A 23,288-nucleotide genomic window follows, 5' to 3' on the forward strand; every position below is an offset into this window, starting at 1 on the left:
GACGGGTCCCGATGGCCTATTCTTTATGCGCCGCGCGGTTCGCGGCGATCTCCGAATTGGAGGTAACCAACGCCGATCCTTCCCAATTGGGGAAAAAGAGTGGCAAGCCGGCCCAATGTAGCGGGACAGCCGGATGGCGTCTGAATCGAAAGAAACCGTACCCCTTTCGATGATCCGGAGAAAACAGGTCGCCCGGCCGGAGCGGAGGCGTCCCAAGGAATGATGGGCTTATTGGATGTTGTTTGGTGGATATGATCCCGTACATGACGGAAAGCGGAAACGACTTCCAACAACTCCCCAGAAAGGGGCTTTTTCATGCACGGGATCATTCTTGCTGACGCCGGTCTCGCCGACATCGACGCGCTGATCGGCCGGCAGGCGCCGGATGTGACGGTGGTCCGGGTCGCCGCCGACGAGGACGCCCTCGGTCTGCTCGCCGACGCCCTGGAGATGGCCGGCAAGATGGCCGGCGAGACCGGGGACGGGGCGGGAGGGGCCTGCGCCGTCCATCTGGTCGCCCATGGCGCGCCGGGCGTGGTGAAGCTTGGGGCGATGCCGCTCGACGCCGGCGCCCTGTTGGACCGCCGCTGGCCCGACGCGACCGGCTGCGAGATCCTGATCCACGCCTGCGACGTCGGCGCCGGCGACAGGGGCCGCCATTTCGTCGAGCGTCTGGCCGCGGTCACCGGCGCGCGCGTCGCCGCCGCCAGCCATCCGGTCGGCCATGCCGGGCAGGGCGGTTCCTGGGATCTCGATGTCGTGACCGGCCCGATCCGGGCGTCGCGTCCCTTCGCCGGGGCGGAAGCCTGGCCGCACCGTCTGGCCTACCGCGGGACGGCGACCAGCGGCAACGACACGCTGATCGGCGACAATGGCGGCAACACCATCAACGGGCTGGCCGGCAATGACAGCATCGTCGGCGGCACCGGGAACGACAGCCTGATCGGCGGGCTGGGCGACGACACGCTGGTCGGCGGCGGCAACAGCGGCCAGTCGGCCGGCGACACGCTGAATGGCGGGTTGGGCGCCGACCATTATATCGGCGGCAACGGCTTCACCATCGTCACCTACGAGAACGCCACCACCGGCATCACGCTGGATTTGACCAACGGCGCCAACAACACCGGCGAGGCGGCCGGCGATAGCTTCGTCGACATCCAGCGCTGGGTCGGTTCCGAACATGCCGACAGCCTGACCGCCGGAGACACCGCCGTGTGGTTCTGGGGGCATGGCGGCGACGATGTCGAGCATGGCGGGGCCGGCAACGACACGCTGGAAGCCGGCGACGGCAACGACAGCGTCTTCGGCGGCGGCGGCAACGACCTGATCTATGGCCGCGCCGACAATGACCAGCTGCACGGGCAGACCGGCAACGACACGGTGGCCGGCGGCGGCGGCGCCGACCTGATCTATGGCGATGCCGGCAACGACCTGCTGAAGGGCGATTGGGAGCGCGACACCGTTCATGGCGGCGACGGCGACGACACCATCCTGGCCGGCATCGTCACCTCCGGCAGCTATGCCCAGACCCAGAATGATCTGGTCTATGGCGATGCCGGCAACGACCGCTACATCGTGGTCAGCCAGTATGACGCCGGCACCGTCAGCTTCGATGGCGGCACCGGGGCCGATACGCTGGAACTGCGGTCGGACGATCTGACCAGCTACAACGGCTACAATCTCGAATATTACACCGACGTCGCCTCGCCGAAGATCGATATCAGCGGCATGACGCTGACCAGCGTCGAGACGCTGGCCCTGACCGGCAGCCGGCGCCACAGCGTGACGATGACGGCGGCCCAGGCCAACGGTTTCGATAGCATCACCGGGGCCGCCACCGGCGACGCCTTCGCCATCGTCGGGGCGTCGCTCTCCGGGACGGTCGGCAGTGGCGGCGGCGGCGCGTTGCAGGCCGGTCAGGTCCAGGCGGAGACGGTGAACGGCGTCACCCTGGTCCATGTCGGGCTCGACGCGGCCGCCGGGGCGGACATGACCCTGCGCATCGCCGGCAGCTTCGCCGCGTCGGACATCCACCTGTCCGGCAACACCATCACGCTGGGCCAACCCGGCACCGGCGGCCCGGGGGATGGCGGCGGCGGCGGTCCGGGAGGCACGGCCGGCCAGATCCTGACCGGCACCGACGGCCAGGATTATCTGGCCGGCGGCAGCGGCAACGACACCATCATCAGCGGTGCCGGCAACGATTACATGACCGGCGGCGGCGGCAGCGACGTCTTCGTCTTCAAGCCGGGCGACGGCTGGGATTACGTCGGCGATTTCCAGGCGGGCAACGGCGGCGACGTGCTGAACGTCGCCGGCTGGAGCGGGTTGAAGGACTTCGCGTCGGTGATGGCGGTCACCGTTCAGGACGGCGCCAACACCGTCGTCAATTTCGACAACGGCAACAGCGCCATTCTGGCCAACACCAGCCGCGGCAGCCTGACCGCCGCCAACTTCTCCTTCACGGCGATCGCGGGGACGGCTGGATCCGGGGGGGCCGGGGGAACGGGGGGAGGCGGCACCAGCCCGGGCCGGACCGTCACCGGCACCTCGGCCGGCGACTATCTGGCCGGCGGCGGCGGCGACGACACCATCATCGGCGGCGCCGGCAACGACTACATGGTCGGCGGGGCCGGGCGGGACATTTTCGTCCAGCATGCCGGCGATGGCTGGGACTGCATTGGCGACTTCCAGGCCGGCACCGGCGGCGATGTGATCGACATCCGCGGCATCGCCGGCTTCACCAGCCTGAACGACGTGCTGACCCACTCGGCCCAGGAGGGCGCCGACCTGTCCATCGATTTCGGCGGCACCAGCACGATCAAGCTGATGAGCGTCGACCGCAACAGCCTGACGGCGGAGAACTTCCTGTTCGCCAGCCTGGTGGGGTGATCGGGAGGGGTAAAGCTCCCTCTCCCATTCCGGGAGAGGGAGGGAGAAGGGATTGGATTTCCTACCGCTCCACCGCCGTCGGGATGTTCAGGGCGTTGCGCTTCGTCACCGCCTCGTAGACCGGCGGGAAGGCGGGGCGGTTGACGTAGCGGCCGGCGCCGCGCACCGCGCGGCTCTCGCCCAGCGCATGGACGATACGGCCCCGGCTCAGCGTGTAGGCCGGCGTGCCGGTGACGGTCATGCCCTCGAAGATGTTCAGGCCGACCTTCTGCATCTGGGTCTTGGCCGAGATGGTCTTCGTCGCCTTCGGATCCCATACCACCAGATCGGCGTCGGCCCCGACGCCGACCGAGCCCTTGCGCGGGTAGAGGTTGAAGATCTTCGCCGCATTGGCGGAGGTGACGGCGACGAACTCGTTCATCGTCAGCCGGCCTGTGTTGACGCCATGCGTCCACAGCGCGGTCATGCGGTCCTCGATGCCGGCGGTGCCGTTGGGGATTTTGGTGAAGTCGTCGCGGCCCATCGCCTTCTGCTCGGCGCAGAAACAGCAATGGTCGGTGGCGGTGGTGTGCAGATGCCCGGCCTGGAGCCCGCGCCACAGCGCCTCCTGATGCTCCTTCGGGCGGAAGGGCGGGCTCATGACATGGCCGGCGGCGAAGTCCCAGTCGGGGTTGCGGTAGACCCCGTCGTCGACCAGCAGATGGCCGGCGAGAACCTCGCCGAACACGCGCTGGCCGTCGTTCCGGCCGCGCTCGATGGCGGCCAGCGCCTCCTTGGCCGAGACATGGACGATGTAGACCGGCACGCCGAACACCTTCGCCACCTGGATGGCGCGGTTGGCCGCCTCGCCCTCCACCTCCGGCGGGCGGGAGAGGGGATGGGCCTCCGGCCCGGTCAGGCCCTGGGCCAGCAGCTTCTTCTGGAGCTGGAAGACCAGCTCGCCATTCTCGGCATGGACGGTGGGGATGGCGCCCAGCTCCAGGCAGCGCTGGAAGCTGTTCACCAGGGTCTCGTCATCGGCCATGATGGCGTTCTTGTAGGCCATGAAATGCTTGAAGCTGTTCACGCCATGGTCGGCGACCAGCGTTCCCATGTCGCGCCGGACGCTCTCGTCCCACCAGGTCACGGCGACGTGGAAGCTGTAGTCGCCGGCCGCCTTCTCCGCCCAGCCGCGCCAGGTGTGGTAGGCCTCCATCAGGCTCTGCCTGGGGTTGGGGATGACGAAGTCGATGATCGTCGTCGTTCCCCCGGCAAAGCCGGCGGCGGTGCCGCTGAAGAAATCCTCCGTCGTCACCGTGCCCATGAAGGGCAATTCCATGTGGGTGTGCGGGTCGATGCCGCCGGGCATGACGTAGCAGCCGCCGGCATCCACCATTTCGGCCCCCGCCGGCACGTCGAGTTTGTCGCCCACCGCGGTGATGAGGCCGTCCTGGCAGAGGACATCGGCGCGCTGGGTGTGCTCGGCGGTGACGACGGTGCCGCCGCGGATCAGGATGGTGGACATGCTCGGGCGCTCCCTCAGGACATGGATGGGACGGAGTCGGTGGGCGGTTCGGAGTCTTGTGTTTCGAAGTCTTGCGGTCCGGGCGTCCCCGGTTCCGGCGTCCGCGGTTCCGGCAGGCCGGCGGCGCGCAGGACCATGCGCAGGACTTCGGCCGTCATGGCGGCGAAGTCCTGGCGGGTCAGGCTGCGGCGGCCCAGCACCTTGCGGATCTGGACGTCGAAGTCGGCGTAATGCTGGGTCACCGCCCAGATCAGGAACAGGAACTGGCGGGCGTCGACCGGGGCCATGCGGCCGGCGGCGACCCAGCCGTCGATCACCGCCGCCTTGGCGTCGACCAGCGCCCTCAGGTCTTCGGCGAGGAAACGCTCGACCTGGGTGCCGCCATGCAGGATCTCGTTGGCGAAGACCTTGGAGGCGTGCGGGCGGCTGCGCGACACCTCCATCTTGGCGGTGACATAGGCGGTCAGGGTCGCCGCCGGATCGGCGTCGGGGGTGAAGGAGGCGATCGGCGCCAGCCACATCCGCAGGATGTTGTCGAGCACCGCGCGGTAGAGATCCTCCTTGGTGCCGAAATAATAATGCAGGTTGGCCTTGGGCAGGCCGGCGCGCTCGGCGATGTCGGCCATGGTGGCGCCGGCGCAACCGGCCTCGGCGAAGACGCGCTCGGCCGCCTTCAGGATGCGCTCGACATTCTCACGCCGGATGCGGCCCTGGGGCAGGGCCTGGGGCTGTGTGGTGTCCGCTGTGTCGGCAGCCGTTCGCGCCATCGCTTTCGCCATCGCTGTTGCTGTGCCCTCTCCCGCCTCTCGCACAAACTTCGTTTGTGCTGACGGCGTCAGGCGGATCGAAGATCCGCTGAGAGCCCCGGGAGAGGGAGAGTATCACGCAGATGTTTTCACCTGCTCCGCCATCGCGTCGGCGCGGTCGAGCACGGCGTGCAGCAGCACCTCGCAGCCGGCGGTCGACCATTCCGGGGTCGTCTCCTCGATCTCATTGTGGCTGATGCCGTCGATGCAGGGGATGAAGACCATGCCCGTGGGCGCGACCTTCGACAGGTAGCAGGCGTCGTGCCCGGCCCCCGACACGATGTCGCGGAAGCTGTGGCCGGTGCGCTCCACCCCCTTGCGGACGGCGGCGACGCAGGCGGCGTCGAAGGCGATCGGGGCGTAGTACCAGATCTGCTTGAAATCGCTCTCCAACCCGATCTCCCCGGCGATGCGTTCCACCTCGGTCCGCAGTTCGCCGTCCATGGCGGCGAGGATGCTGTCGTCGGGATGGCGGAAATCGACGGTGAAGAAGACCCGGCCGGGGATGACGTTGCGGCTGTTGGGATGGATCTGCATCAGCCCCACCGTGGCGCAGGCCAGCGGGCCGTATTTCAGGCCGATGCGGTTCACCGCATCCACCACGCGGGCGGCGCCCAGCAGGGCGTCCTTGCGGCGCACCATCGGGGTCGGGCCGGCATGGGCCTCCTGGCCGGTGAAGGTGATCTCGTACCAGCGCTGGCCCTGGCAATCGGTGACGACGCCGATGGTCTTGCCCTCGGCCTCCAGGATCGGACCCTGTTCGATATGGGCCTCGAAATAGGCGCCGACCTTGCGCCCGCCGACCTCCCGATCGCCGGCATAGCCGATGCGGGCCAGCTCGTCGCCCATCGTCTTGCCGTCGAGGTCGGCGCGCGACAGGCCGTAGTCCAGATCGAACACCCCGGCGAAGACGCCGGACGCCACCATGGCCGGGGCGAAGCGCGACCCCTCCTCGTTGGTCCAGACCGCGACCTCCACCGGCGCCTCGGTGACATAGTTCATGTCGTTCAGGCTGCGCACCACCTCCAGCCCGGCCAGCACGCCATAGACGCCGTCATATTTGCCGCCGGTCGGCTGGCTGTCGAGATGGCTGCCCATGATCACCGGGGGCAGACTGTCGTCGCGGCCGGGGCGGCGGGCGAAGATGTTGCCCATCTTGTCGACGGAGACCGTGCAGCCGGCCTCCTCGCACCAGCGCACGAACAGGTCGCGGCCCTGTTTGTCGAGGTCGGTCAGCGCCAGCCGGCACACGCCGCCCTTGGGCGTGGCGCCGATCCGCGCCATGTCCATCAGGCTCTGCCACAGGCGCGAGCCGTTCACGGCGACATTCTGCGGGGTGGACATGTTGCTCTCTCCTGAACGTCGTTCTTGTTCGGCGGCTGACTATTCAGCGGCTTCCGGGACGCGCATCGGGTTGCGGGCGTCGTTGGGCCAGGTGACGTAGGGCAGGCCGGTCTGTTCCGGCACCATGGTGATGCAGTCCGGCACCGGGCAGACATGGCTGCACAGGTTGCAGCCGACGCACTCCTCGTCGACCACGGTGAAGACGCGGCGCCCTTCCCCTTGGTCGATGCGGATCGCCTGGTGCGAGGTGTCCTCGCAGACGACGTGGCAGCGGCCGCAATCGATGCACAAGGCGGGGTCGATCACCGCCTTGGTCGAGAAGTTCATGTTCAGGTCGTTCCAGTTGACGACGTTGCGCACCGCCCGGCCGCTCAGCTCGTCCAGCGTCCGGTATCCCTTCCCGTCCATCCAGTTTGACAGGCCGCCGATCATGTCCTCGACGATCTTGAAGCCGTAGGTCATCGCCGCGGTGCAGACCTGGACATTGGTGGCGCCAAGCGCCAGGAACTCCGCCGCGTCGCGCCAGGTGGTGATGCCGCCGATGCCGCTGACCGGCAGGCCGCTCGTGTCGGGATTGCGGGCGATCTCCGCCACCATGTTGAGCGCGATCGGCTTCACCGCCGGGCCGCAATAGCCGCCATGGCTGCCCTTGCCGTCGACCACCGGGGTCGGCGCCATGGCGTCGAGATCGACCGCGACGATGGAGTTCACCGTGTTGATCAGCGAGATGGCGTCGGCGCCGCCGCGCTTCGCCGCTTCCGCCGACCACAGGATGTTGGTGATGTTGGGGGTCAGCTTGACGATCACCGGCAGGTTGACGGCGTTCTTCACCCAGCGGGTGACCTGCTCCACCATCTCCGGCACCTGCCCGATGGCGGAGCCCATGCCGCGCTCGCACATGCCGTGCGGGCAGCCGAGGTTCAGTTCCAGCCCGTCCGCCGCCCCCGTCTCGGCGACGCGGCGGGCCAGCCCGGCCCAGGCCGCCTCCGTCATGGTCGCCATCAGCGAGACGACCATGGCGCGGTCGGGCCAGTCGCGCTTGACCTCGATGATCTCGCGCAGATTGACCTCCAGCGGCCGGTCGGAGATCAGCTCGATGTTGTTGAAGCCGATCATCCGGCGGTCGGTGTCGAGATGCGCGCCATAGCGGCTGGAGACGTTGACCACCGGCGGGTCCTCGCCCAGCGTCTTCCAGACGACGCCGCCCCAGCCGGCCTTGAAGGCGCGGACGACGTTGTAGGCCTTGTCGGTCGGCGGGGCCGAGGCCAGCCAGAAGGGGTTGGGGGAGCGGATGCCGGCGATGGTGCTGCGAAGATCGGCCATGATGTGGCTCCCTTTCCTCAGGCGGTCAGGTGGCTGTGGATGGCGAGGGCGGCGCGCTTGCCGTCCTGCACGGACTGGACCGTCAGATCCTCGCCCGTGGCGACGCAGTCGCCGCCGGCCCAGACCTTGGGCAGGGTGGTGCGATAGGAATCGTCGATGGCGATCTTGCCGCCGGTGACCTCCAGCCCGTCGAGCGCCTCGGCCGACAGCGTCTGCCCGACCGCCTTCAGCACCATGTCGGCCTGGAGGGTGAAGGTCTCGCCGGTGGCGGCGAGCTTGCCGTCGCTCAGGCGGGTGCGCTCGAAGGTGATGGTGGTCTCGCCGATCTCCTTCGGGGCGGCGAAGGTCTTGAGGACCACGCCTTCGGTCTGGGCCAGCTTCTGCTCCCAGGCGGTGGCGCCCATCTGGGCCCGGCCGCGGCGGTAGACCAGGGTGACGTCCTCGGCACCCAGGCGCTTGGCCTGGATGGCGGCGTCCACCCCGGTGTTGCCGCCGCCGATCACCACGACCTTGCTGCCGACGGCCGGCGGCTGGCCGGGGGGAGCCTGACGCACCCGCTCGATGAAGGCGGTGGCGTCCTCCACGCCCGCGCGCTCCTCGCCGGGGATGCCCAGGCGGTTGTTGGACCCGAGGCCGAGCCCAAGGAACACCGCGTCATAATCGGCGCGCAGCTTCTCCAGCGACAGGTGGGCGCCCAGCTTGCGGCCATGCTCCACGGTGATGCCGCCGACGCCGAGGATGAAGGCGACCTCGCGCTGGGCGAAATCATCGGCCATCTTGTAGGGGGCGAGGCCGTATTCGTTGAGGCCGCCGGACTTGGCCTTGGCCTCGAACACCGTCACCTCATGGCCGAGCGTGGCGAGGCGGTGGGCGCAGGACAGGCCGGCCGGGCCGGATCCCACCACGGCGACGCGCTTGCCGGTGGCGGCGGCGCGGGCGAAGGGGTGGGCGGGTTCGCCATCGATGAGGCGGTCGGTGGCGTGGCGTTGCAGCCGGCCGATGGCGACGGGGCGATCCTCCGCCCGGTTGCGGACGCAAGCCTGCTCGCACAGGGTCTCGGTCGGGCAGACGCGGCCGCAGGTGCCGCCCATGATGTTCTCCGACAGGATCGTCGTCGCCGCGCCCTTCAGGTTGCCGGTGGCGATCGAGCGGATGAAGGCCGGGATGTCGATCCCGGTCGGGCAGGCCCTGATGCAGGGGGCGTCATAGCAGAACAGGCAGCGGTTCGATTCGGCCAGCGCCTGGACCGGCGTCATCGCCGGGGTCAGGTCGGCGTAGGGGGAGGCCGGCTGGTCCGCGTCGGGGGTCGGGCTGTTGGCAAGCGTAGCGATCAGGGTCATGGCGGATGGCTTCCCTTCGGTCGCAAAGCGGCGTATCCACGCAAGGCGTCAGCAACCCGCGTGCCAAGAGAAGCAAGCGGTCCCGCCCCGGCTTCGCCAAGGGCGGAGGGCGGCGGAAAAGCTGACTGTTCGGTCAAGAACTGACGGTATGGACAGGCATGGCGCCATCATGCCAGCCATGCGGATTGCACGCAACACGGCCTTTTGGTGCCTCTTTTATCGGCGATACGCAAGAAACACATGGAAAATGGCGAAGGTGGAGACGGGAGATTGCGCCGGATCAAGGACTTGCCTGATGGTGGCGTTGCCTTCAGTTTCGGCAGGTCGCCTATGCGACAGGGTTAGGGAGCCTGTCATGACCGGTCCGTCCAGCCTGCTGATCGACCGCACCGCCACGCCCATCGGCGAGCTGATCGTCGTCGCCGATGGCGACGGCGCCCTGCGCGCGGTGGACTGGACCGACCATGAGGACCGGCTCCACCGGCTTTTGCGCCTGCATCATCCCGCCGGCTACGCGTTGCGGGCGGTGCCGGATCCGGGTGGGCTGACGCGGGCGATGGACGCCTATTTCGCCGGCGATCTCGCCATCATCGACCGGCTGCCGGTGAAGACCGGCGGCACGCCGTTCCAGCGCGCGGTGTGGGCGGCGCTGCGCGGCATCCCCTGTGGCGCCACCGTCACCTATCGCGCGCTTGCGGCGCTGGCCGGACGGCCGGCGGCGGTGCGGGCGGCGGGCCATGCCAACGGCGCCAACCCGGTCGGCATCGTCGTGCCCTGTCACCGGGTGATCGGGTCGGACGGAACGCTGACCGGCTATGGCGGCGGGGTGGAGCGCAAGCGCTGGCTGCTGGCGCATGAGGGGGCGCGTCAACCATGACGCCCCCCTTGGTTCCGTCGATCGGCCGTCAGGCGCCGAAGCCGCCGTCGATGGTCTGGAACGAACCGGTGATCATCGCCGCATGCGGACCGGCGACATAGGCGGTCAGTTCGGCGACCTCGTCGGCATGGACGTGGCGCTTGATCGCCATGAAGCCATGCATGGTGGCCGCCATCGGCCCATCGGCCGGGTTCATGTCGCTGTCGGTCGGCCCCGGCTGGATGGCGTTCACGGTGATGCCGCGATGGCCGAAATCGCGGGCGAGACCGCGCACCATGCCCTGGACCGCCGCCTTGGTCAGGGCGTAGGCGGCCCCGCCGGCAAACGGCATGCGGTCGCCGTTGACCGACCCGATGACGATGATGCGGCCGCCGTCGCTCATGCGCCGGGCCGCCTCCACCGCCGCGTGGTAGGGCGCCCGGACATTGACGTCGATCATCCGGTCAACCGCATCGGGATCGAGCGTGAGCGGATCGCCCAGCACCAGCGTGCCGGCATTGACGACCAGCACGTCCAGCGCGCCGCGGTCCGCCACCGTGGCGATCAGGGCGTCGCGGTCGGCGCTGTCGGTGCGGAAGGCTTGCGCGCCGGTCTCGGCGGCGAGAGCCTCGGCGGCGTCCTTCGACCCGGCATAGGTGAAGGCGACGGTGCCGCCGGCCTTGGCGAAGCGGCGGACGATGGCCTTGCCGATGCCGCGGCTGCCGCCGAGGACCAGGATCTTGCGGCCGGTGAACTCGCTCATGATGGGCTCCTTGAAGAAATGTAGTGACCGCTATATAAATCCAGGCAAGGGATTTGCGCAAGGAGAAAGTATAGTGACCGCTACAGAAATGTCGGGATCACGGGGACGGCGGCGGTCCTTCGATGTGGACGAGGCCGTCGAAACCGCGATGAGGCTGTTCCATGCGCGCGGCTACGACGCGGTGGGCGTCGCCGAGCTGGGAGCCGAACTGGGGATCAAGCCGCCGAGCTTCTATGCCGCCTTCGGCAGCAAGGCCGGGCTGTTCGAGCGGGCGCTGCACCGCTATGCGGCGGGAGAGGCGAACATCTTCGCCCGCGCGCAGGCCGAGGGCGGCGGTGTGGCCGAGGTGATCGGGCGCACGCTGCTGCTGGCGGCGCGGCTCTATCCGCGGCGGAACGGGGTGGCGGGCTGCCTCGTGCTCGACGGCGCGCGCAACAGCGCCGATCCGGAAGCGGCCGCGCTGGCGGAGGCGATGAGGAAGGCCGGCGCGGCGGCGATCCGCGACTTCATCGCCACGCGGGAGCCCGAGCGGGCCGCCGCGCTGGCGGATTTCGTGATGATCACGATGCGGGGAATGTCGGCGGCGGCGCGCGACGGCGCCGACGAGGCGGCGCTGACCGCCTTCGCCGAAATGGCGGGCCGCGCCTTCCGCCGCGAACTGGCGGCGGAAGGCTGACGCAGGAGTGGCTAACGGGCTCGGACCGGCGGTCAGGCCGGCATGGCGTCGCGCGGGATGATGGCGCCACGGTGCTGGATGACGGCGGCGGCCAGCTTGTGGGCGGCGCGGGCGGCGTCGGCCACACCCTCGCCGCGCAGGCGGGATGCCAGATAGCCGGCGCTGAAGCTGTCGCCGGCCGCCGTGGTGTCGACCACCGAGGCGACCTTCTGCGCCGGCACCTCGACCGCCTCGCCATTCTCGATCACGACGCAGCCGGGCTGTTCCAGCTTCAGGACGATCTCGCCCACCCCGGCGGCGCGCACGCGGGCGAGCACGGCGTCGGCATCGGCGTCGCCATAGAGGTCGCGCAGGTCGGTGACGCCGGGCAGGGCGATGTCGGTCAGCCGCAGCATGCGGTCGAAGGCGGCTCGCGCGGTCGCGAGGTCCGGCCACAGGCGCGGGCGCCAGTTGGTGTCGAAGGCGACCTTGCCGCCGCGCGCCCGTACCCGCTCCAGCAGCGCGAACAGCCGCTCGCGGCCTTCCTCGCCGAGGATGGCGATGCTGATGCCGGACAGATAGACGATGCCGTAGCCTTCCAGCGCCGCGCACAGGTCGGGCGTCTGCGGCAGGGCGAACAGCTCGCGCGCCGGGGCCTTGTCGCGCCAATAGAGGAAGCGGCGCTCGCCGCTGGCGTCGGTTTCGATCAGGTACAGGCCGGGCAGGCGGTTCGGCACGCGCAGGACATGGCCGGTGCCCACCCCTTCGGCCGCCCAGGCCGTCACCATGTCCTCGCTGATGCCGTCGTCGCCCAGCGCCGTGACGTAATCGACCGGCGTGCCCAGCCGCGCCAGATAGACCGCGGTGTTCAGCGTGTCGCCGCCGAACCCCATGGTCAGCGATCCGTCGGGCCGCCGGAACATCTCGATCATGCATTCGCCGATGGCGGCGATGCGGTTGGGCCTGTCGGTCATGCTTCATTCTCCCCAAGCCGGGGGACGCCCCGGCGAAAGCTTTCTCATGCCGCCAGCCGGCGTTGCCGCGCCCGCATCCGTTCGCGGTGCGCGGTGTAGAGGCCGCTGGCGATGATCACGCCGGTGCCGGCGAAGGTCCACTGGTCGGGCACCGCGCCGAAGACGAGGAAGCCCAGCGCCGTGGACCAGATCAGCTGGACATAGGTGAAGGGCGCCAGCACCGACGCCTCGCCCTGGCGGTAGGCCAGGATCAACAGCCATTGCGCCGCCGTGTAGACCAGCCCGATGAAGGCCCCCAGCAGCATCTCCCACGGCGTCGGCCACACCGCGTGCAGCGGCAGCAGCGCCGTCAGCGCGATCAGGCCGGTGAGCGCGCTCCACACCATGGTGGTCAGCGGGCTTTCCCGCACCGTCATCTTGCGCGTCGCCACCAGCCCCAGAGCCCAGCTGAAGGCGGTGAGCACCGGCAGCAGCACGGCGGGCTGGAAGCCGTCGGCGCCCGGCCGGATGACGATGACGACGCCGGCCAGCCCGACCAGCAGCGCCACCCAGCGGCGGAAGCCGACCTTCTCGTTCAGCAGCAGGATCGACAGCACGGTGACGAAGACGGGCGAGACGAAGCTGATCGCCGCGGCCTCCGCCAGCGGCAGATGCCGCATCGCCATGATGAAGAACAGCGCCGAGCCCAGCATGCCCAGGCCGCGCAGGATTTGCAGCCCCGGCCGCATCGTCCGCAGCACCCGCAGCGGGCCGCCGCGCAGCGCCAGCGGCATCACCAGTGCTGTGAAGACGACATAGCGCATCCAGGCGATCTCGGCCGGCGGCAGGGTGCGGGCGAGATATTTCGCCGTGGCGTCGGAGCAGGACAGGCAAGCCACCGCCAGCACCACCAGCAGGATCGCCCGCATCGGCTCCATGCCCTTGGCGGCAGGTCCCTTGGGCGCCGGACCTGTCAAGGCTCCGGCAACCGGCTTGAAGGGCGGCCTGAAGGGCGGCTGGATCGGGGGCTGCGGGGCGTTCACCGGCTCGGGGTCGGTTTCGGCACCGGAGCGCGGTATGGAGCTGTCTGGCATGGCGCCGGCTCGTCATCGGTCATGGGAAGGGGGCGGACCCTTCACATGACCGCTCCCATCTGCCAAGGCGCGAATTCATCGGCGCCGACGCCGAGTTCCTCGCTCTTGGTCTTGCGGCCCGACGCGGTGTCGAGCACCAGCTGGAAGATGGCGCGGCCGACCTCCTCGATCGAGGCGTCGCCGGTGGCGATGGCGCCGCAATCGATGTCCATGTCGTCCGGCATCCGGCGGAACAGCGTGCTGTTGGTCGCCAGCTTCAGGCTGGGCGTCGGCTTGCAGCCGAAGACCGAGCCGCGGCCGGTGGTGAAGCACAGCACGTTGGCGCCGCCCGCCACCTGCCCCGTCGCCGACACCGGGTCGTAGCCGGGGGTGTCCATGAAGACGAAGCCCTTGTCGGCGATCGGCTCGGCATAGCGGTAGACGGCGGTCAGCGGGGTGGTGCCGCCCTTGGCGACCGCGCCCAGCGACTTCTCCAGGATGGTGGTCAGGCCGCCCTTCTTGTTGCCGGGCGACGGGTTGTTGTTCATCTCCCCGCCGGTGCGGCTGGTGTAGTCCTCCCACCAGCCGATGCGCTCGACCAGCGCCTCGCCGACCTCGCGGCGGACGGCGCGGCGGGTCAGCAGATGCTCGGCGCCATAGACCTCCGGCGTCTCGCTCAGCACCGCGGTGCCGCCGTTGCGCACCAGCAGGTCGACGGCGTAGCCCAGCGCCGGGTTGGCGGTGATGCCCGAATAGCCGTCGGAGCCGCCGCATTGCAGCGCCAGCGTCAAATGGCTGGCCGGCAGGGGCTGGCGGGTGACGTCGTTGATCTCCGGCAGCAGCGCCTCGATCCGGCGGATGCCCTCGCGGGCCGCCGCCGCGGTGCCGCCCATATCCTGGATGCCGATGGGGATGACGCGGGCGCCCGCCTCGAGCCTGGTGGCCTCCATCAGCTTGTCGATCTGGTTCACCTCGCAGCCGAGGCCGAGCAGGATCACCGCGGCGAAGTTCGGATGGCGGGCGTAGCCGGCGATGGTGCGGCGCAGCGTGTCCATCACCTCGCCGCTGCCGGCCATGCCGCAGCCATAGCCGTGGGTCAGGGCGACGACGCCGTCGATGTTGGGGTAGGCGGCCAGCGCGGAGCCGCGGAAATGGTCGGCGATCATCCGCGCCGCGGTGGCGGAGCAGTTCACCGAGGTCAGCACGCCGATGTAGTTGCGGGTGGCGACGCGGCCGTCGGCGCGCAGGATGCCCTGGAAGGTGGCGCGCTCGGCCTCCGGGATCGGCTCGACCGGGTGGACGTCGGCGCCGAAGGCGTAATCGCGCTCGAAATCGTCGCCCATGCCCATGTTGTGGACATGGACATGCTCGCCGGGCTGGATCGCCGTGGTGGCGAAGCCGATGACCTGATTGTATTTGCGCACCGGCTCGCCGGGCGCGATGGCGCGCACCGCGACCTTGTGCCCGGCAGGCACCGGTCCGGCGGTCGCCAGGTCAGTACCGGGCAGGGCGGTGCCGGGCTCCAGATCGGCGCCGGTGACGACGACATTGTCGGCGGGGTGCAGGCGGATGGTCAGCGATGCCATGGGCAGATGTCCTTGAGACCAGATGTTCCCTCTCCCGTCCCGGGAGAGGGAGGGGACCCGCCGAAGGCGGGGAGGGTGAGGGGTAGGGCAAAAATCCAGAACCGCATGGTTCCTTGGATCACCCCTCACCCTTCCCATACTGCGCATGGGCCCCTTCCCTCTCCCGGGGCGGGAGAGGGGGGATTCAACCAATCAAAGCTTGTAGGCGGTCTTGGCGAGGCGGTAGGCGAGGTCGACCGCCAGTTCCGCCGCCTCGTCCTCCTCCAGCCGGTGTTCGGCGACCAGACGGGCGAGGAAGCCGCAATCGACGCGGCGCGACACGTCGTGGCGGGCCGGGATCGAGCAGAAGGCGCGGGTGTCGTCGTTGAAGCCCACCGTGTTGTAGAAGCCGGCGGTCTCGGTGATCATCTCGCGGTAGCGGCGCATGCCCTCGGGGCTGTCGTGGAACCACCAGGCCGGGCCGACGCGCAACGCCGGGTAATGGCCGGCCAGCGGCGCCAGCTCGCGGGAATAGCTGTCCTCGTCCAGCGTGAACAGGATGATGGTCAGGTCGCGTTCGTTGCCGAAACGGTCGAGCAGCGGCTTCAGCGCCCGCACATATTCGGTGCCGCTCGGGATGTCGGCGCCCTTGTCGCGGCCGAAGCGCTCGAACACCAGGCTGTTGTGGTTGCGGAAGCTGCCGGGATGGATCTGCATGACCAGACCGTCCTCCAGGCTCATCCGCGCCATTTCGGTCAGCATCTGGGCGCGGAACAGCTCCGCCTCCTCGGCGGTGGCGCCGCCGCGACGGACGATGTCGAACAGCGTCCCGGCCTCGGCGCGGGCCAGGTCGGCGGTCGCCGCCGTCGGGTGGCCATGGTCGGTCGAGGTGGCGCCGTGGCTCTTGAAATACAGGCGGCGGTCGGCGAGCGCCGCGAGATAGCCGTCCCAGGTCGCGGTGTCCTGTCCGGTGATGCGGCCCAGCTCGGCGAGGTTGTCGCGGAAGCCCTCGAACTCCGGATCGACGACCGGATCGGGACGGAAGGCGGTGATGACCCGGCCCTTCCAGCTGCTCTCGCGGATCGCCTTGTGGTGGACCAGCGGGTCGAGCGGCGATTCGGTGGTCGCCAGCACTTCCAGGTTGAAGCGCTCGAACAGGGCGCGCGGGCGGAATTCCGGCTTGCCCAGGCACGCCTCGATCTGGTCATAGATGCGGTCGGCGCTGGCCGCACTCAGCCGCTCGGTGACGCCGAACACCGTCTCGAAGGCATGGGTCAGCCACATCGAGGTCGGCGTGCCGCGGAACAGGTGCCAGTTGGAGGCCAGCAGGCGCCAGATGGCGCGCGAATCGGTCGAGGTCTCCCCGCCATCCTTGCGCGGAACGCCGAGCTGCTCCAGCGGAATTCCCTGGCTGTACAGCATGCGGAAGGCATAATGATCGGGCTTGACGAACAGGCTCGCCGGGTCGGGGAACGCCTCGTCCTTCGCGAACCAGGACGGATCGGTGTGGCCGTGCGGGCTGATGATCGGCAGGGCGCTGACCTCGCCATACAGGCGCCGCGCGATGGCGCGCTGGGTCGGGTCGCTCGGGAACAGACGGTCGGGGTGAAGCATCGGAAGCCTCTACGCTGCAAAAAGGGGTCAAGCAGGGTGGGGAAAAGGCGGGGTCCGTGCGGGGGACCGTCCCTACCGGCTGGCTGTATAATATTAATATATTAGATTCGATTGCAAGCCCAATCCCTCTCCCGGAGCGGCTCCGGCACCCGGAAAGGCTGCGCCCAGTCGCCGCACCCGGTTCCCGCGGCGGGCCGGGGATGGATTTGACCTTGATGAAGGGTGACGATTAGATTGCGGGGTATGACGAACATCACCGGGATGACGGAGCGCCGTCTCCCGACCCGCCTGCCGGAATGGAGCCATCGGTGAAGAAGGTCGCGACGAGTGTGGATGAGGGCGGCCTGGACGCCGAGCCCGTGCGCCGCGCCGTGGTTCCGGCGGCGACGGTCCGTCCGCCGCGCCGCGCCGCCACCGTGGCCGCGCGCATCTACCGCGATTTGCGGGCGGAGATCGTGTCGCTGAAGCGCAAGCCCGGCGACGCCATCGCCGAGAAGCAGATCGCCGAATCCTATGGCGTCAGCCGCACCCCGGTGCGCGAGGCGGTGCTGAAGCTGGCGGATGAGGGGCTGATCGAGATCTTCCCGCAATCCGGCACCTTCGTCGCCCGCATCCCGCTCGACGCCCTGCCGGAGGCCTTCGCCATCCGCAAGGCGCTGGAGGAGGCGACGGTGCGCTATGCCGCGACGCGGGCGACGCGCAGTCAGATCGCGGCACTGCGGGCCAATCTGGAATTGCAGCGGGAGATGCAGGAGGCCGCCGATTTCGCCGGCTTCCACCAGGCCGACGAGGCGTTCCACGCGTTGGTGGCGGAGATCGCCGGCTATCCCGGATTCTGGACGCTGATCCAGCAGACCAAGGTCCAGATCGACCGCTACCGCCTGCTGACCCTGCCGGTCCTGGGCCGCGTCGCCGAGGTGATCGCCGAGCATACCGCCATCGTCGATGCGATCGCGGCCAAGGATCCGGCGGCGGCGATCGGGGCGCTGGACGAACATCTGGACGATCTCCAGATCTCGGTCCCCGACATCCGCCGCGACTATCCGCGCTATTTCACCGCGCCGGGCGACCCGGTTTAAGGGAGGATCGCTCCACCGCGGCCTTCGAGGCCCGCGTTCGCCGGGAACCGCCGCTCAGGTGCCGAGGGTTTTCCGGTACTCCGCGACGGGAAGACCGCCAACCCCCCAACCCCCCAATCCTCCATATCCACCTCGTCGATGACGACGAAGGTGGTCGCGGGGGTCTTGTCCAGCACCTCCACCAGAAGACCGGTCACGCCCCTGATGAGTTCGGCCTTCTGGTCCGGCGTCGCGCCTTCGCGGGTGATCTTGATGTTCACATACGGCATATCGATCGCAACCTAAGGTTGGCGTTCGATGATCTGAAAAACCTTGGCGATGATCCGCCACCGGCCATCCGTGCGCACCAGGGTGAGGAAATCGACGAAATCGCGCTGGCCGATCGAACAGCGCACGCGGGCGGCCGCGGTGTTTTCGCCGGCCAGATCGATGGCGTCGATATGGTCGCGTCGAGCCTCGTTGCGCGAGGCCGGCGACTGGCGGGCGGCGATGACCTGCACATAGTCTTCCATGGTGCGATAAAGCAGCGGTGTCTCGTCGGCGGTCGCGTAGATCGCCTTCGGGTGAAAGACGGCCTGAAGCTTGTCGACGTCGCAGAAATGAAGCGCGTCGAAATAGTCGCGGAGGACGTCGGCGATGTCGTTCAGGATCCGGGTCATTCCGCCGCCTCTTCCGCGATCTTGTCGGTGATCAGCCCTTCCCGACGCATGGCGTCGCGAACGGATGGCCGGGTGGCGATGCGCGTCACATAGGCCGCGACATGCGGCCAGCGGGCAAGATCGAGCCCGATGAAACCCGACCAGTTCAGGACGACGAACAGATACGCGTCCGCCACGGTGAAGCCGCCGCCGAGGATGAAGTCCCGGCCATCGGCAAGGCCACGCTCCACATCTCCCACGCGCCGGGCCAAGCGCCCTTCGACCTGTTCCTTTTCCGCCTCTCCGAGCGGATATCCCCTGAAATAGGGGCTGAATGACTTGTGCAGCTCGGACGAGGTGAAGTTGAGCCATTCCTGCAGGCGCGCACGCTCCACAGTGCCATAGGCAGGTGCCAGAGCCGCCTGGGGATGGCCGTCGGCGAGAAATTGAAGGATCGCCGGGTTCTCGGTCAGAACGGAGCCATCATCCAGTTCGAGGGCCGGCACATAGCCCTTGGGATTGACGGCGTGATAGGCGTCCCCGGTTTCGGTCAGGCCGGTTTCGGTGTCGACCCGGATGGCATCATGAGCCAGTCCGATCTCGATAAGCGCGATCCGCGACGACAGCGAGCAGGAGCCGGGTTTGAAGTAGAGCCGCACGGAAGCCTCCTTGATTGTGGGGATGGCCGGACTCTATGGAGCGGAGTTACCCTTGCCAATCAAGTTTCCATCGGTTACTTCGTATTCAGGTTTCCCCGCAGTAACCTGATCGCGCCCATGAGCTTGAAAGTCCGGAAGAACCGAAGCGCGCCTCCGCCGCAGACCTGCGCTTTGACCGAGTGCATGGCGGTCATCGCCGGAGCCTGGGCGCCGAACGTCATCTGGCACCTGCGTGCCGGTCCAAGGCGATTCAGCGAGTTGCGCCTCGACATCCCGCCGATTTCGGCCAAGGTGCTGTCGCAGCGGCTGCGTGAACTGGAAAGCCGCGGCGTCATCACCCGCAGCGTCCAACCAACGACGCCGCCTTCGGTGGAATATACCCTTACGCCCCTCGGCCAGGAACTGGTGCCGGCCCTCGATGCCATCGTCGAGGTTGGCCACAAGCTCAAGGCCATTGCACGGCAACAGGGGGCGAGCGGCGGTTGAACGATCGGCCACCGGGACAAAGAGCACCCTCGGGGTGCTCGCGACAATCGCAAGGCGGCGATTTCCAGGACGCGGTCCGCTTTGGACGAGCGGAGCGTGCGGGGGCACTCATTCAGAAGGGCGGCGTCAGGCCGAGGGGGCGTCGGCCGCCGGCTCGCCGAGGAAATCCTCGCGGATCGGCGTGAAGATGTCGAGCAGCACGCCCGGTTCCAGCGCCACCACCCCATGCAGGACATTGGACGGCACCATATAGCCGTCGCCCTCGTTCAGGCGCCGGGTGCGGCCGTCGATGGTGACGTCGAAGGACCCCTTCTCCACCACGGCGGACTGGACATGGGGATGGCGGTGCTGCGCGCCGATGGCGCCGGCCTCGAACTCCACCCGCACCATCATCATCATGTCGTTGTGGCCGAGGATCCTGCGGCGCACCCCGCCGCCCAGATCCTGCCACGGGATCTCGCCGGCGGTCACGAACATGCCCGTGGCCATCTCTGCCCCCCTCCCTGTCGACCCCCCTTCCCCAAGAAGGGGGTGTTGTTTCGGATCAGCGCGCCAGCCAGCCGCCATCGACCGGCAGGATGGTGCCGTGGACATAGTCCGAGGCGTCGGAGGCCAGGAACACCGCCGGGCCGGCCAGGTCCGCCGGCAGGCTCCAGCGCCCGGCCGGGATGCGGGCCAGGATCTCGGCGCTGCGCTTCTCGTCGGCGCGCAGGGCCGTGGTGTTGTTGGTCTCGACATAGCCCGGCGCGATGGCGTTCACATTGATGCCCTTGCCCGCCCATTCGCAGGCCAGGAGCTTGGTGAGGCCGGCGACGCCGCTCTTGGACGCCGTGTAGGACGGCACCCGGATGCCGCCCTGGAAGGACAGCATCGACGCGATGTTGATGATCTTGCCCTTGGCCTCGCTCTTGCCCCCGCCCTCGGCGGGCTGGCCCCGCGCCTGGCGGTCGAAGACGTGACGGCCGAAGGCCTGGCACAGGAAGAAGGTCGACTTGAGGTTGACCGTCATCACCTCGTCCCAATCGGCCTCGGTGAAGTCGACGGACTCGGCGCGGCGGATGATGCCGGCATTGTTGACCAGGATGTCGACCTGGCCCAGCCCGGCGATCGCCTCCGCCATGATGCGGGGGATCGGCTCGATGCTGGTGAAGTCGGCGGCGATGGAGACGAAGCGCCGGCCGGTCTCCTCCACCAGCGCCCGGGTCTCGTCGGGCGGGGTGCGGCCGGCGACCGCGACATCGGCGCCGGCCCGCGCCAGCGCCACGGCGATGGCCTGCCCGATGCCGGTATTGGCGCCGGTGACCAGCGCCGTCCGGCCGGAAAGATCGAAGGGGTTGATCATGGTGGCGGGCATCCTTCAGCGCAGGCGGTCGATGGCGACGAAGTCCATGTCGGTGAAGTCCTGGTTGTCGCCACCCATCGCCCAGATGAAGCTGTAGTTGCGGGTGCCGACGCCGGAATGGATCGACCAGGGCGGGGAGATCACCGCCTGCTCGTTGGCGACGACGATATGGCGGGTCTGCTCCGGCTCGCCCATCAGATGGATGACGCGGGCATCGTCCGGCAGGTCGAAATAGAAATACACCTCGCAGCGCCGGTCATGGGTGTGGCACGGCATGGTATTCCACATGTTGTTCGGCTTCAGCACCGTCAGGCCCAGCACCAGCTGCGCCGTGCGCACCACGTCCGGGTGGATGATCTGGTGGATGGTGCGCTCGTTCGACTGGGCCGGATCGCCCATATGCACCGCCTTGGCCTGGCCGATCGAGATCCTCATCGTCTCGAACCGGGCATGGGCGGGGGTGCTGTTCAGGTAGAATTTGGCCGGCTCGCGGCGGTCCAGGCTTTCGAAGGCGACGTCCTTGCTGCCCATCGCGACATAGAGGGCGTCGCGCGGCGCCAACTCGTACACCGCGCCATCGACCGTCACCCGGCCGGCGCCACCGACATTGACCACGCCCAGCTCGCGCCGGTCGAGGAAGTTCGGCGAGCCGATCTCCTTGGACGACTCCAGCCTGACCGGGCCGGCGACCGGCATGGCGCCGCCGACGACGAAGCGGTCGACCTGGCTGTAGGTGAAGACCGTCTCGTCCGCCTCGAACAGGGTGGGGACCAGGAAATGGTCGCGCAGGGTCCCGGTGTCGAAGCCGCGCACCGCATCGGGGTGGGAGGCGTGCCGGACGGAGATCTTCATGGCGGAGGTCCTTCGGAACTGTGCGGCGCCGGGGCGGCCGGCGTGATCCGGCGCCATAATACTAATATACCAGTAAGCCGGGCAAGGACTTATGGTTGAGGTCGGGACATTTCACCGGACGGAGGGTGCGACAAAGTCGTCCGCGATGGATGGGGGCGCGGCCATGGCTGGCGGCGCGTTGCGTTGCACGCTGTAGTAATATACTAGGGAGCGGTCCTTGACCGGAGTGTCCGTCCATGACCAGCCAGCAGACGAGCGGCCCGCAATCCCGCAAGCGCATCGCCCTTGTCGCCCACGATGCCCGCAAGGCGGATCTCATCGCCTGGATCGGCGCCAACATCGGGGTGCTGGACGGTCACGCCTTCTGGGCGACCGGCACCACCGGCAAGAAGGTGAAGGATGCCCATCCCGGCCTGGAGGTGACGCCGCTGAAGAGCGGCCCGCTGGGCGGCGACCAGCAGATCGGCGCGATGATCGCCGAGGGGCGGATCGACCTGCTGGTCTTCTTCGTCGATCCGATGACCGCCCAGCCGCATGATGTGGACGTGAAGGCGCTGACCCGGCTGGCGACGCTCTACAACATCCCAATGGCCTGCAACGAGGCCACCGCCGACATGATCGTCTCCTCCGCCCATTTCGCCAGCGGCTACGCCCCGCGCGCCACCAGCTTCACCGACTATGAGACGCGCAAGGTCTGAACCGATCGCGCTCTACGCCGTGAAATACTGCGGATAGCTGCGCTGGACGTCGGCGATGCCCAGTTGCAGGTCGGTCAAATGGTGGCGCAGTTCGCCGACGGCGCGGTCGGGGTCGCGGGCGGCGACGGCCTCGACGATGGCGGCATGCTCGCCCAGCGCCTTGTCCATCCGCCCGGCCGCCGGCAGCGTCAGATGGCGGTAGCGGTCGACCTGCCGCTTGACCTGCTGGGTCACCGCCCAGAAGCCGGGATAGCCGGAGATCTCGGCCAGCAGCGCGTGGAACGCCTCGTCGGCCTCGTGGAAGCCGTCGAGAGCGCCGGCCTCCTTCATCTCGCGCTGAAGCTCCAGATTGGCGCGCAGCCGGGCGATCTGGCTGCCGGTCGCCTGTTCGGCGGCATAGCGCACCGTCGCCTCCTCCAGCGCGCGGCGGATGACGATGGCCTCCGGCAGGGCGCTGACGGGGATGCGGGCGACGAAGGTGCCGGACTGCGGGAACACCTCGACCAGACCTTCGTCGGCCAGCTTCAGCATCGCCTCGCGCACGGGGGTGCGGCTGACGCCATAGCTCTCCGCCACCTCCTTCTCGATCACCGGCTCGCCCGGCTTGCGGCGCAGGGAAACGATGTCGTCGCGCAGATCGCGATAGATGGCGCCCGACACGGTGGCGCCGCGACTGGCGGGCCTTGCGCTGGCGCTGGCGGGCTGGCGGCGCCGGCGGCGGCGCGCCGGTGCGGCCACCCTGTTCGAATCGCCCGCGTTGGAATCCATGCTCGTCCCATTCATCTCGTGGGCGGCCGGTACCATCGGCCCTGAGCGCTAATATATCGCTGGGGTTTCGCGGGCGGG

The 23,288-nt window shown here is 68.6% G+C and carries 23 protein-coding genes; 6 read left to right on the top strand and 17 right to left on the bottom strand.

Annotated features, from left to right (window positions below; genetic code table 11):
* Positions 1 to 315 precede the first annotated feature (315 nt).
* Positions 316 to 2,892, top strand: a complete 2,577-nt coding sequence (locus tag AZL_RS27980) for a DUF4347 domain-containing protein (RefSeq protein WP_012977760.1) — start codon at positions 316 to 318, stop codon at positions 2,890 to 2,892.
* Positions 2,893 to 2,953: 61 nt separating this feature from the next.
* Here the strand turns inward: AZL_RS27980 and hydA are convergent, their stop codons facing one another.
* The 5 genes from hydA to AZL_RS28005 form a co-directional block, all read right to left on the bottom strand.
* Positions 2,954 to 4,396 carry a dihydropyrimidinase gene (gene hydA, locus AZL_RS27985; RefSeq protein WP_012977761.1) on the bottom strand — a complete coding sequence of 481 codons (1,443 nt, stop codon included), beginning with the start codon at positions 4,394 to 4,396 and terminating at the stop codon, positions 2,954 to 2,956.
* 14 nt (positions 4,397 to 4,410) lie between these two features.
* A complete protein-coding gene (locus tag AZL_RS27990; protein ID WP_247894531.1) occupies positions 4,411 to 5,163 on the bottom strand; it encodes a TetR/AcrR family transcriptional regulator in 753 nt (250 codons plus the stop codon).
* 114 nt (positions 5,164 to 5,277) lie between these two features.
* Positions 5,278 to 6,546: a Zn-dependent hydrolase gene (locus AZL_RS27995; protein WP_012977763.1), complete on the bottom strand. Its 1,269-nt coding sequence runs from the start codon at positions 6,544 to 6,546 to the stop codon at positions 5,278 to 5,280.
* Positions 6,547 to 6,585: 39 nt separating this feature from the next.
* Complete coding sequence (gene preA, locus AZL_RS28000; protein WP_012977764.1) at positions 6,586 to 7,869, bottom strand: NAD-dependent dihydropyrimidine dehydrogenase subunit PreA; 1,284 nt, start codon at positions 7,867 to 7,869, stop codon at positions 6,586 to 6,588.
* A gap of 17 nt (positions 7,870 to 7,886) precedes the next feature.
* Positions 7,887 to 9,209, bottom strand: coding sequence for an NAD(P)-dependent oxidoreductase (locus tag AZL_RS28005; RefSeq protein WP_012977765.1), 1,323 nt, complete (start codon positions 9,207 to 9,209; stop codon positions 7,887 to 7,889).
* A gap of 355 nt (positions 9,210 to 9,564) precedes the next feature.
* Between AZL_RS28005 and ogt the strand changes: the two genes are divergently transcribed.
* On the top strand, positions 9,565 to 10,086 hold the full coding sequence (gene ogt / locus AZL_RS28010) for a methylated-DNA--[protein]-cysteine S-methyltransferase (RefSeq protein WP_012977766.1): 522 nt from the start codon (positions 9,565 to 9,567) through the stop codon (positions 10,084 to 10,086).
* A 28-nt stretch (positions 10,087 to 10,114) separates the two neighbouring features.
* Here the strand turns inward: ogt and bdcA are convergent, their stop codons facing one another.
* Positions 10,115 to 10,828: an SDR family oxidoreductase gene (gene bdcA, locus AZL_RS28015; protein WP_012977767.1), complete on the bottom strand. Its 714-nt coding sequence runs from the start codon at positions 10,826 to 10,828 to the stop codon at positions 10,115 to 10,117.
* A gap of 73 nt (positions 10,829 to 10,901) precedes the next feature.
* Here bdcA and AZL_RS28020 point away from each other — a divergent pair, with 73 nt between their 5' ends.
* The gene (locus AZL_RS28020; RefSeq protein WP_012977768.1) at positions 10,902 to 11,504 is read left to right on the top strand and encodes a TetR/AcrR family transcriptional regulator; all 603 of its coding nucleotides are present in this window, start codon (positions 10,902 to 10,904) and stop codon (positions 11,502 to 11,504) included.
* 32 nt (positions 11,505 to 11,536) lie between these two features.
* On the opposite strand, the gene AZL_RS28025 is transcribed toward AZL_RS28020, so the two are convergent.
* From AZL_RS28025 to uxaC, 4 genes are all read right to left on the bottom strand, one after another.
* A complete protein-coding gene (locus AZL_RS28025; protein WP_012977769.1) occupies positions 11,537 to 12,457 on the bottom strand; it encodes a sugar kinase in 921 nt (306 codons plus the stop codon).
* Positions 12,458 to 12,501: 44 nt separating this feature from the next.
* Positions 12,502 to 13,530, bottom strand: a complete 1,029-nt coding sequence (locus AZL_RS28030; protein ID WP_012977770.1) for a DMT family transporter — start codon at positions 13,528 to 13,530, stop codon at positions 12,502 to 12,504.
* Between the two features lie 41 nt (positions 13,531 to 13,571).
* Entirely contained in the window at positions 13,572 to 15,095 is a 1,524-nt protein-coding gene (locus AZL_RS28035) for a UxaA family hydrolase (protein ID WP_012977771.1), read from the bottom strand.
* Between the two features lie 192 nt (positions 15,096 to 15,287).
* The gene (gene uxaC, locus AZL_RS28040) at positions 15,288 to 16,688 is read right to left on the bottom strand and encodes a glucuronate isomerase (RefSeq protein WP_012977772.1); all 1,401 of its coding nucleotides are present in this window, start codon (positions 16,686 to 16,688) and stop codon (positions 15,288 to 15,290) included.
* A 296-nt stretch (positions 16,689 to 16,984) separates the two neighbouring features.
* Here uxaC and AZL_RS28045 point away from each other — a divergent pair, with 296 nt between their 5' ends.
* Complete coding sequence (locus tag AZL_RS28045; protein WP_012977773.1) at positions 16,985 to 17,767, top strand: GntR family transcriptional regulator; 783 nt, start codon at positions 16,985 to 16,987, stop codon at positions 17,765 to 17,767.
* Here AZL_RS28045 and AZL_RS28050 read toward each other — a convergent pair.
* From AZL_RS28050 to gstA, 3 genes are read right to left on the bottom strand one after another with little or no spacing between them, the layout of a single operon-like run.
* Positions 17,764 to 18,036 carry a tautomerase family protein gene (locus tag AZL_RS28050; RefSeq protein WP_012977774.1) on the bottom strand — a complete coding sequence of 91 codons (273 nt, stop codon included), beginning with the start codon at positions 18,034 to 18,036 and terminating at the stop codon, positions 17,764 to 17,766. The genes AZL_RS28045 and AZL_RS28050 overlap by 4 nt on opposite strands.
* Positions 18,037 to 18,048: 12 nt before the next feature.
* Entirely contained in the window at positions 18,049 to 18,426 is a 378-nt protein-coding gene (locus AZL_RS28055) for a nuclear transport factor 2 family protein (RefSeq protein WP_012977775.1), read from the bottom strand.
* Positions 18,423 to 19,064, bottom strand: coding sequence for a glutathione transferase GstA (gstA, locus tag AZL_RS28060; protein WP_012977776.1), 642 nt, complete (start codon positions 19,062 to 19,064; stop codon positions 18,423 to 18,425). The genes AZL_RS28055 and gstA overlap by 4 nt, the downstream gene beginning before the upstream one ends.
* Positions 19,065 to 19,181: 117 nt before the next feature.
* On the opposite strand from gstA, the gene AZL_RS28065 reads away from it, so the two are divergent.
* A complete protein-coding gene (locus AZL_RS28065; protein WP_012977777.1) occupies positions 19,182 to 19,550 on the top strand; it encodes a winged helix-turn-helix transcriptional regulator in 369 nt (122 codons plus the stop codon).
* A 126-nt stretch (positions 19,551 to 19,676) separates the two neighbouring features.
* On the opposite strand, the gene AZL_RS28070 is transcribed toward AZL_RS28065, so the two are convergent.
* From AZL_RS28070 to kduI, 3 genes are read right to left on the bottom strand one after another with little or no spacing between them, the layout of a single operon-like run.
* Positions 19,677 to 20,039, bottom strand: coding sequence for a cupin domain-containing protein (locus AZL_RS28070; protein WP_012977778.1), 363 nt, complete (start codon positions 20,037 to 20,039; stop codon positions 19,677 to 19,679).
* 55 nt (positions 20,040 to 20,094) lie between these two features.
* Complete coding sequence (kduD, locus tag AZL_RS28075; RefSeq protein WP_042446038.1) at positions 20,095 to 20,892, bottom strand: 2-dehydro-3-deoxy-D-gluconate 5-dehydrogenase KduD; 798 nt, start codon at positions 20,890 to 20,892, stop codon at positions 20,095 to 20,097.
* 15 nt (positions 20,893 to 20,907) lie between these two features.
* The gene (gene kduI, locus AZL_RS28080) at positions 20,908 to 21,744 is read right to left on the bottom strand and encodes a 5-dehydro-4-deoxy-D-glucuronate isomerase (RefSeq protein WP_012977780.1); all 837 of its coding nucleotides are present in this window, start codon (positions 21,742 to 21,744) and stop codon (positions 20,908 to 20,910) included.
* Between the two features lie 236 nt (positions 21,745 to 21,980).
* Here kduI and AZL_RS28085 point away from each other — a divergent pair, with 236 nt between their 5' ends.
* Complete coding sequence (locus AZL_RS28085) at positions 21,981 to 22,442, top strand: methylglyoxal synthase (protein ID WP_012977781.1); 462 nt, start codon at positions 21,981 to 21,983, stop codon at positions 22,440 to 22,442.
* A gap of 12 nt (positions 22,443 to 22,454) precedes the next feature.
* On the opposite strand, the gene AZL_RS28090 is transcribed toward AZL_RS28085, so the two are convergent.
* Entirely contained in the window at positions 22,455 to 23,210 is a 756-nt protein-coding gene (locus tag AZL_RS28090; protein ID WP_042446041.1) for a GntR family transcriptional regulator, read from the bottom strand.
* Positions 23,211 to 23,288: the final 78 nt, after the last annotated feature.

The organism is Azospirillum sp. B510, from assembly GCF_000010725.1.
In the GTDB taxonomy this organism is placed as follows: domain Bacteria; phylum Pseudomonadota; class Alphaproteobacteria; order Azospirillales; family Azospirillaceae; genus Azospirillum; species Azospirillum lipoferum_B.

What these genes read in the sequence shown, in the direction of transcription:
- AZL_RS27980 (WP_012977760.1), top strand. Translation starts at nt 316, where the DNA reads ATGCACGGGATCATTCTTGCTGACGCCGGTCTCGCCGACATCGACGCG.
- hydA (WP_012977761.1), bottom strand. Translation starts at nt 4,396, where the DNA reads ATGTCCACCATCCTGATCCGCGGCGGCACCGTCGTCACCGCCGAGCAC.
- AZL_RS27990 (WP_247894531.1), bottom strand. Translation starts at nt 5,163, where the DNA reads ATGGCGCGAACGGCTGCCGACACAGCGGACACCACACAGCCCCAGGCC.
- AZL_RS27995 (WP_012977763.1), bottom strand. Translation starts at nt 6,546, where the DNA reads ATGTCCACCCCGCAGAATGTCGCCGTGAACGGCTCGCGCCTGTGGCAG.
- preA (WP_012977764.1), bottom strand. Translation starts at nt 7,869, where the DNA reads ATGGCCGATCTTCGCAGCACCATCGCCGGCATCCGCTCCCCCAACCCC.
- AZL_RS28005 (WP_012977765.1), bottom strand. Translation starts at nt 9,209, where the DNA reads ATGACCCTGATCGCTACGCTTGCCAACAGCCCGACCCCCGACGCGGAC.
- ogt (WP_012977766.1), top strand. Translation starts at nt 9,565, where the DNA reads ATGACCGGTCCGTCCAGCCTGCTGATCGACCGCACCGCCACGCCCATC.
- bdcA (WP_012977767.1), bottom strand. Translation starts at nt 10,828, where the DNA reads ATGAGCGAGTTCACCGGCCGCAAGATCCTGGTCCTCGGCGGCAGCCGC.
- AZL_RS28025 (WP_012977769.1), bottom strand. Translation starts at nt 12,457, where the DNA reads ATGACCGACAGGCCCAACCGCATCGCCGCCATCGGCGAATGCATGATC.
- AZL_RS28030 (WP_012977770.1), bottom strand. Translation starts at nt 13,530, where the DNA reads ATGCCAGACAGCTCCATACCGCGCTCCGGTGCCGAAACCGACCCCGAG.
- AZL_RS28035 (WP_012977771.1), bottom strand. Translation starts at nt 15,095, where the DNA reads ATGGCATCGCTGACCATCCGCCTGCACCCCGCCGACAATGTCGTCGTC.
- uxaC (WP_012977772.1), bottom strand. Translation starts at nt 16,688, where the DNA reads ATGCTTCACCCCGACCGTCTGTTCCCGAGCGACCCGACCCAGCGCGCC.
- AZL_RS28045 (WP_012977773.1), top strand. Translation starts at nt 16,985, where the DNA reads ATGGAGCCATCGGTGAAGAAGGTCGCGACGAGTGTGGATGAGGGCGGC.
- AZL_RS28050 (WP_012977774.1), bottom strand. Translation starts at nt 18,036, where the DNA reads ATGCCGTATGTGAACATCAAGATCACCCGCGAAGGCGCGACGCCGGAC.
- AZL_RS28055 (WP_012977775.1), bottom strand. Translation starts at nt 18,426, where the DNA reads ATGACCCGGATCCTGAACGACATCGCCGACGTCCTCCGCGACTATTTC.
- AZL_RS28065 (WP_012977777.1), top strand. Translation starts at nt 19,182, where the DNA reads ATGAGCTTGAAAGTCCGGAAGAACCGAAGCGCGCCTCCGCCGCAGACC.
- AZL_RS28070 (WP_012977778.1), bottom strand. Translation starts at nt 20,039, where the DNA reads ATGGCCACGGGCATGTTCGTGACCGCCGGCGAGATCCCGTGGCAGGAT.
- kduD (WP_042446038.1), bottom strand. Translation starts at nt 20,892, where the DNA reads ATGATCAACCCCTTCGATCTTTCCGGCCGGACGGCGCTGGTCACCGGC.
- kduI (WP_012977780.1), bottom strand. Translation starts at nt 21,744, where the DNA reads ATGAAGATCTCCGTCCGGCACGCCTCCCACCCCGATGCGGTGCGCGGC.
- AZL_RS28085 (WP_012977781.1), top strand. Translation starts at nt 21,981, where the DNA reads ATGACCAGCCAGCAGACGAGCGGCCCGCAATCCCGCAAGCGCATCGCC.
- AZL_RS28090 (WP_042446041.1), bottom strand. Translation starts at nt 23,210, where the DNA reads ATGGATTCCAACGCGGGCGATTCGAACAGGGTGGCCGCACCGGCGCGC.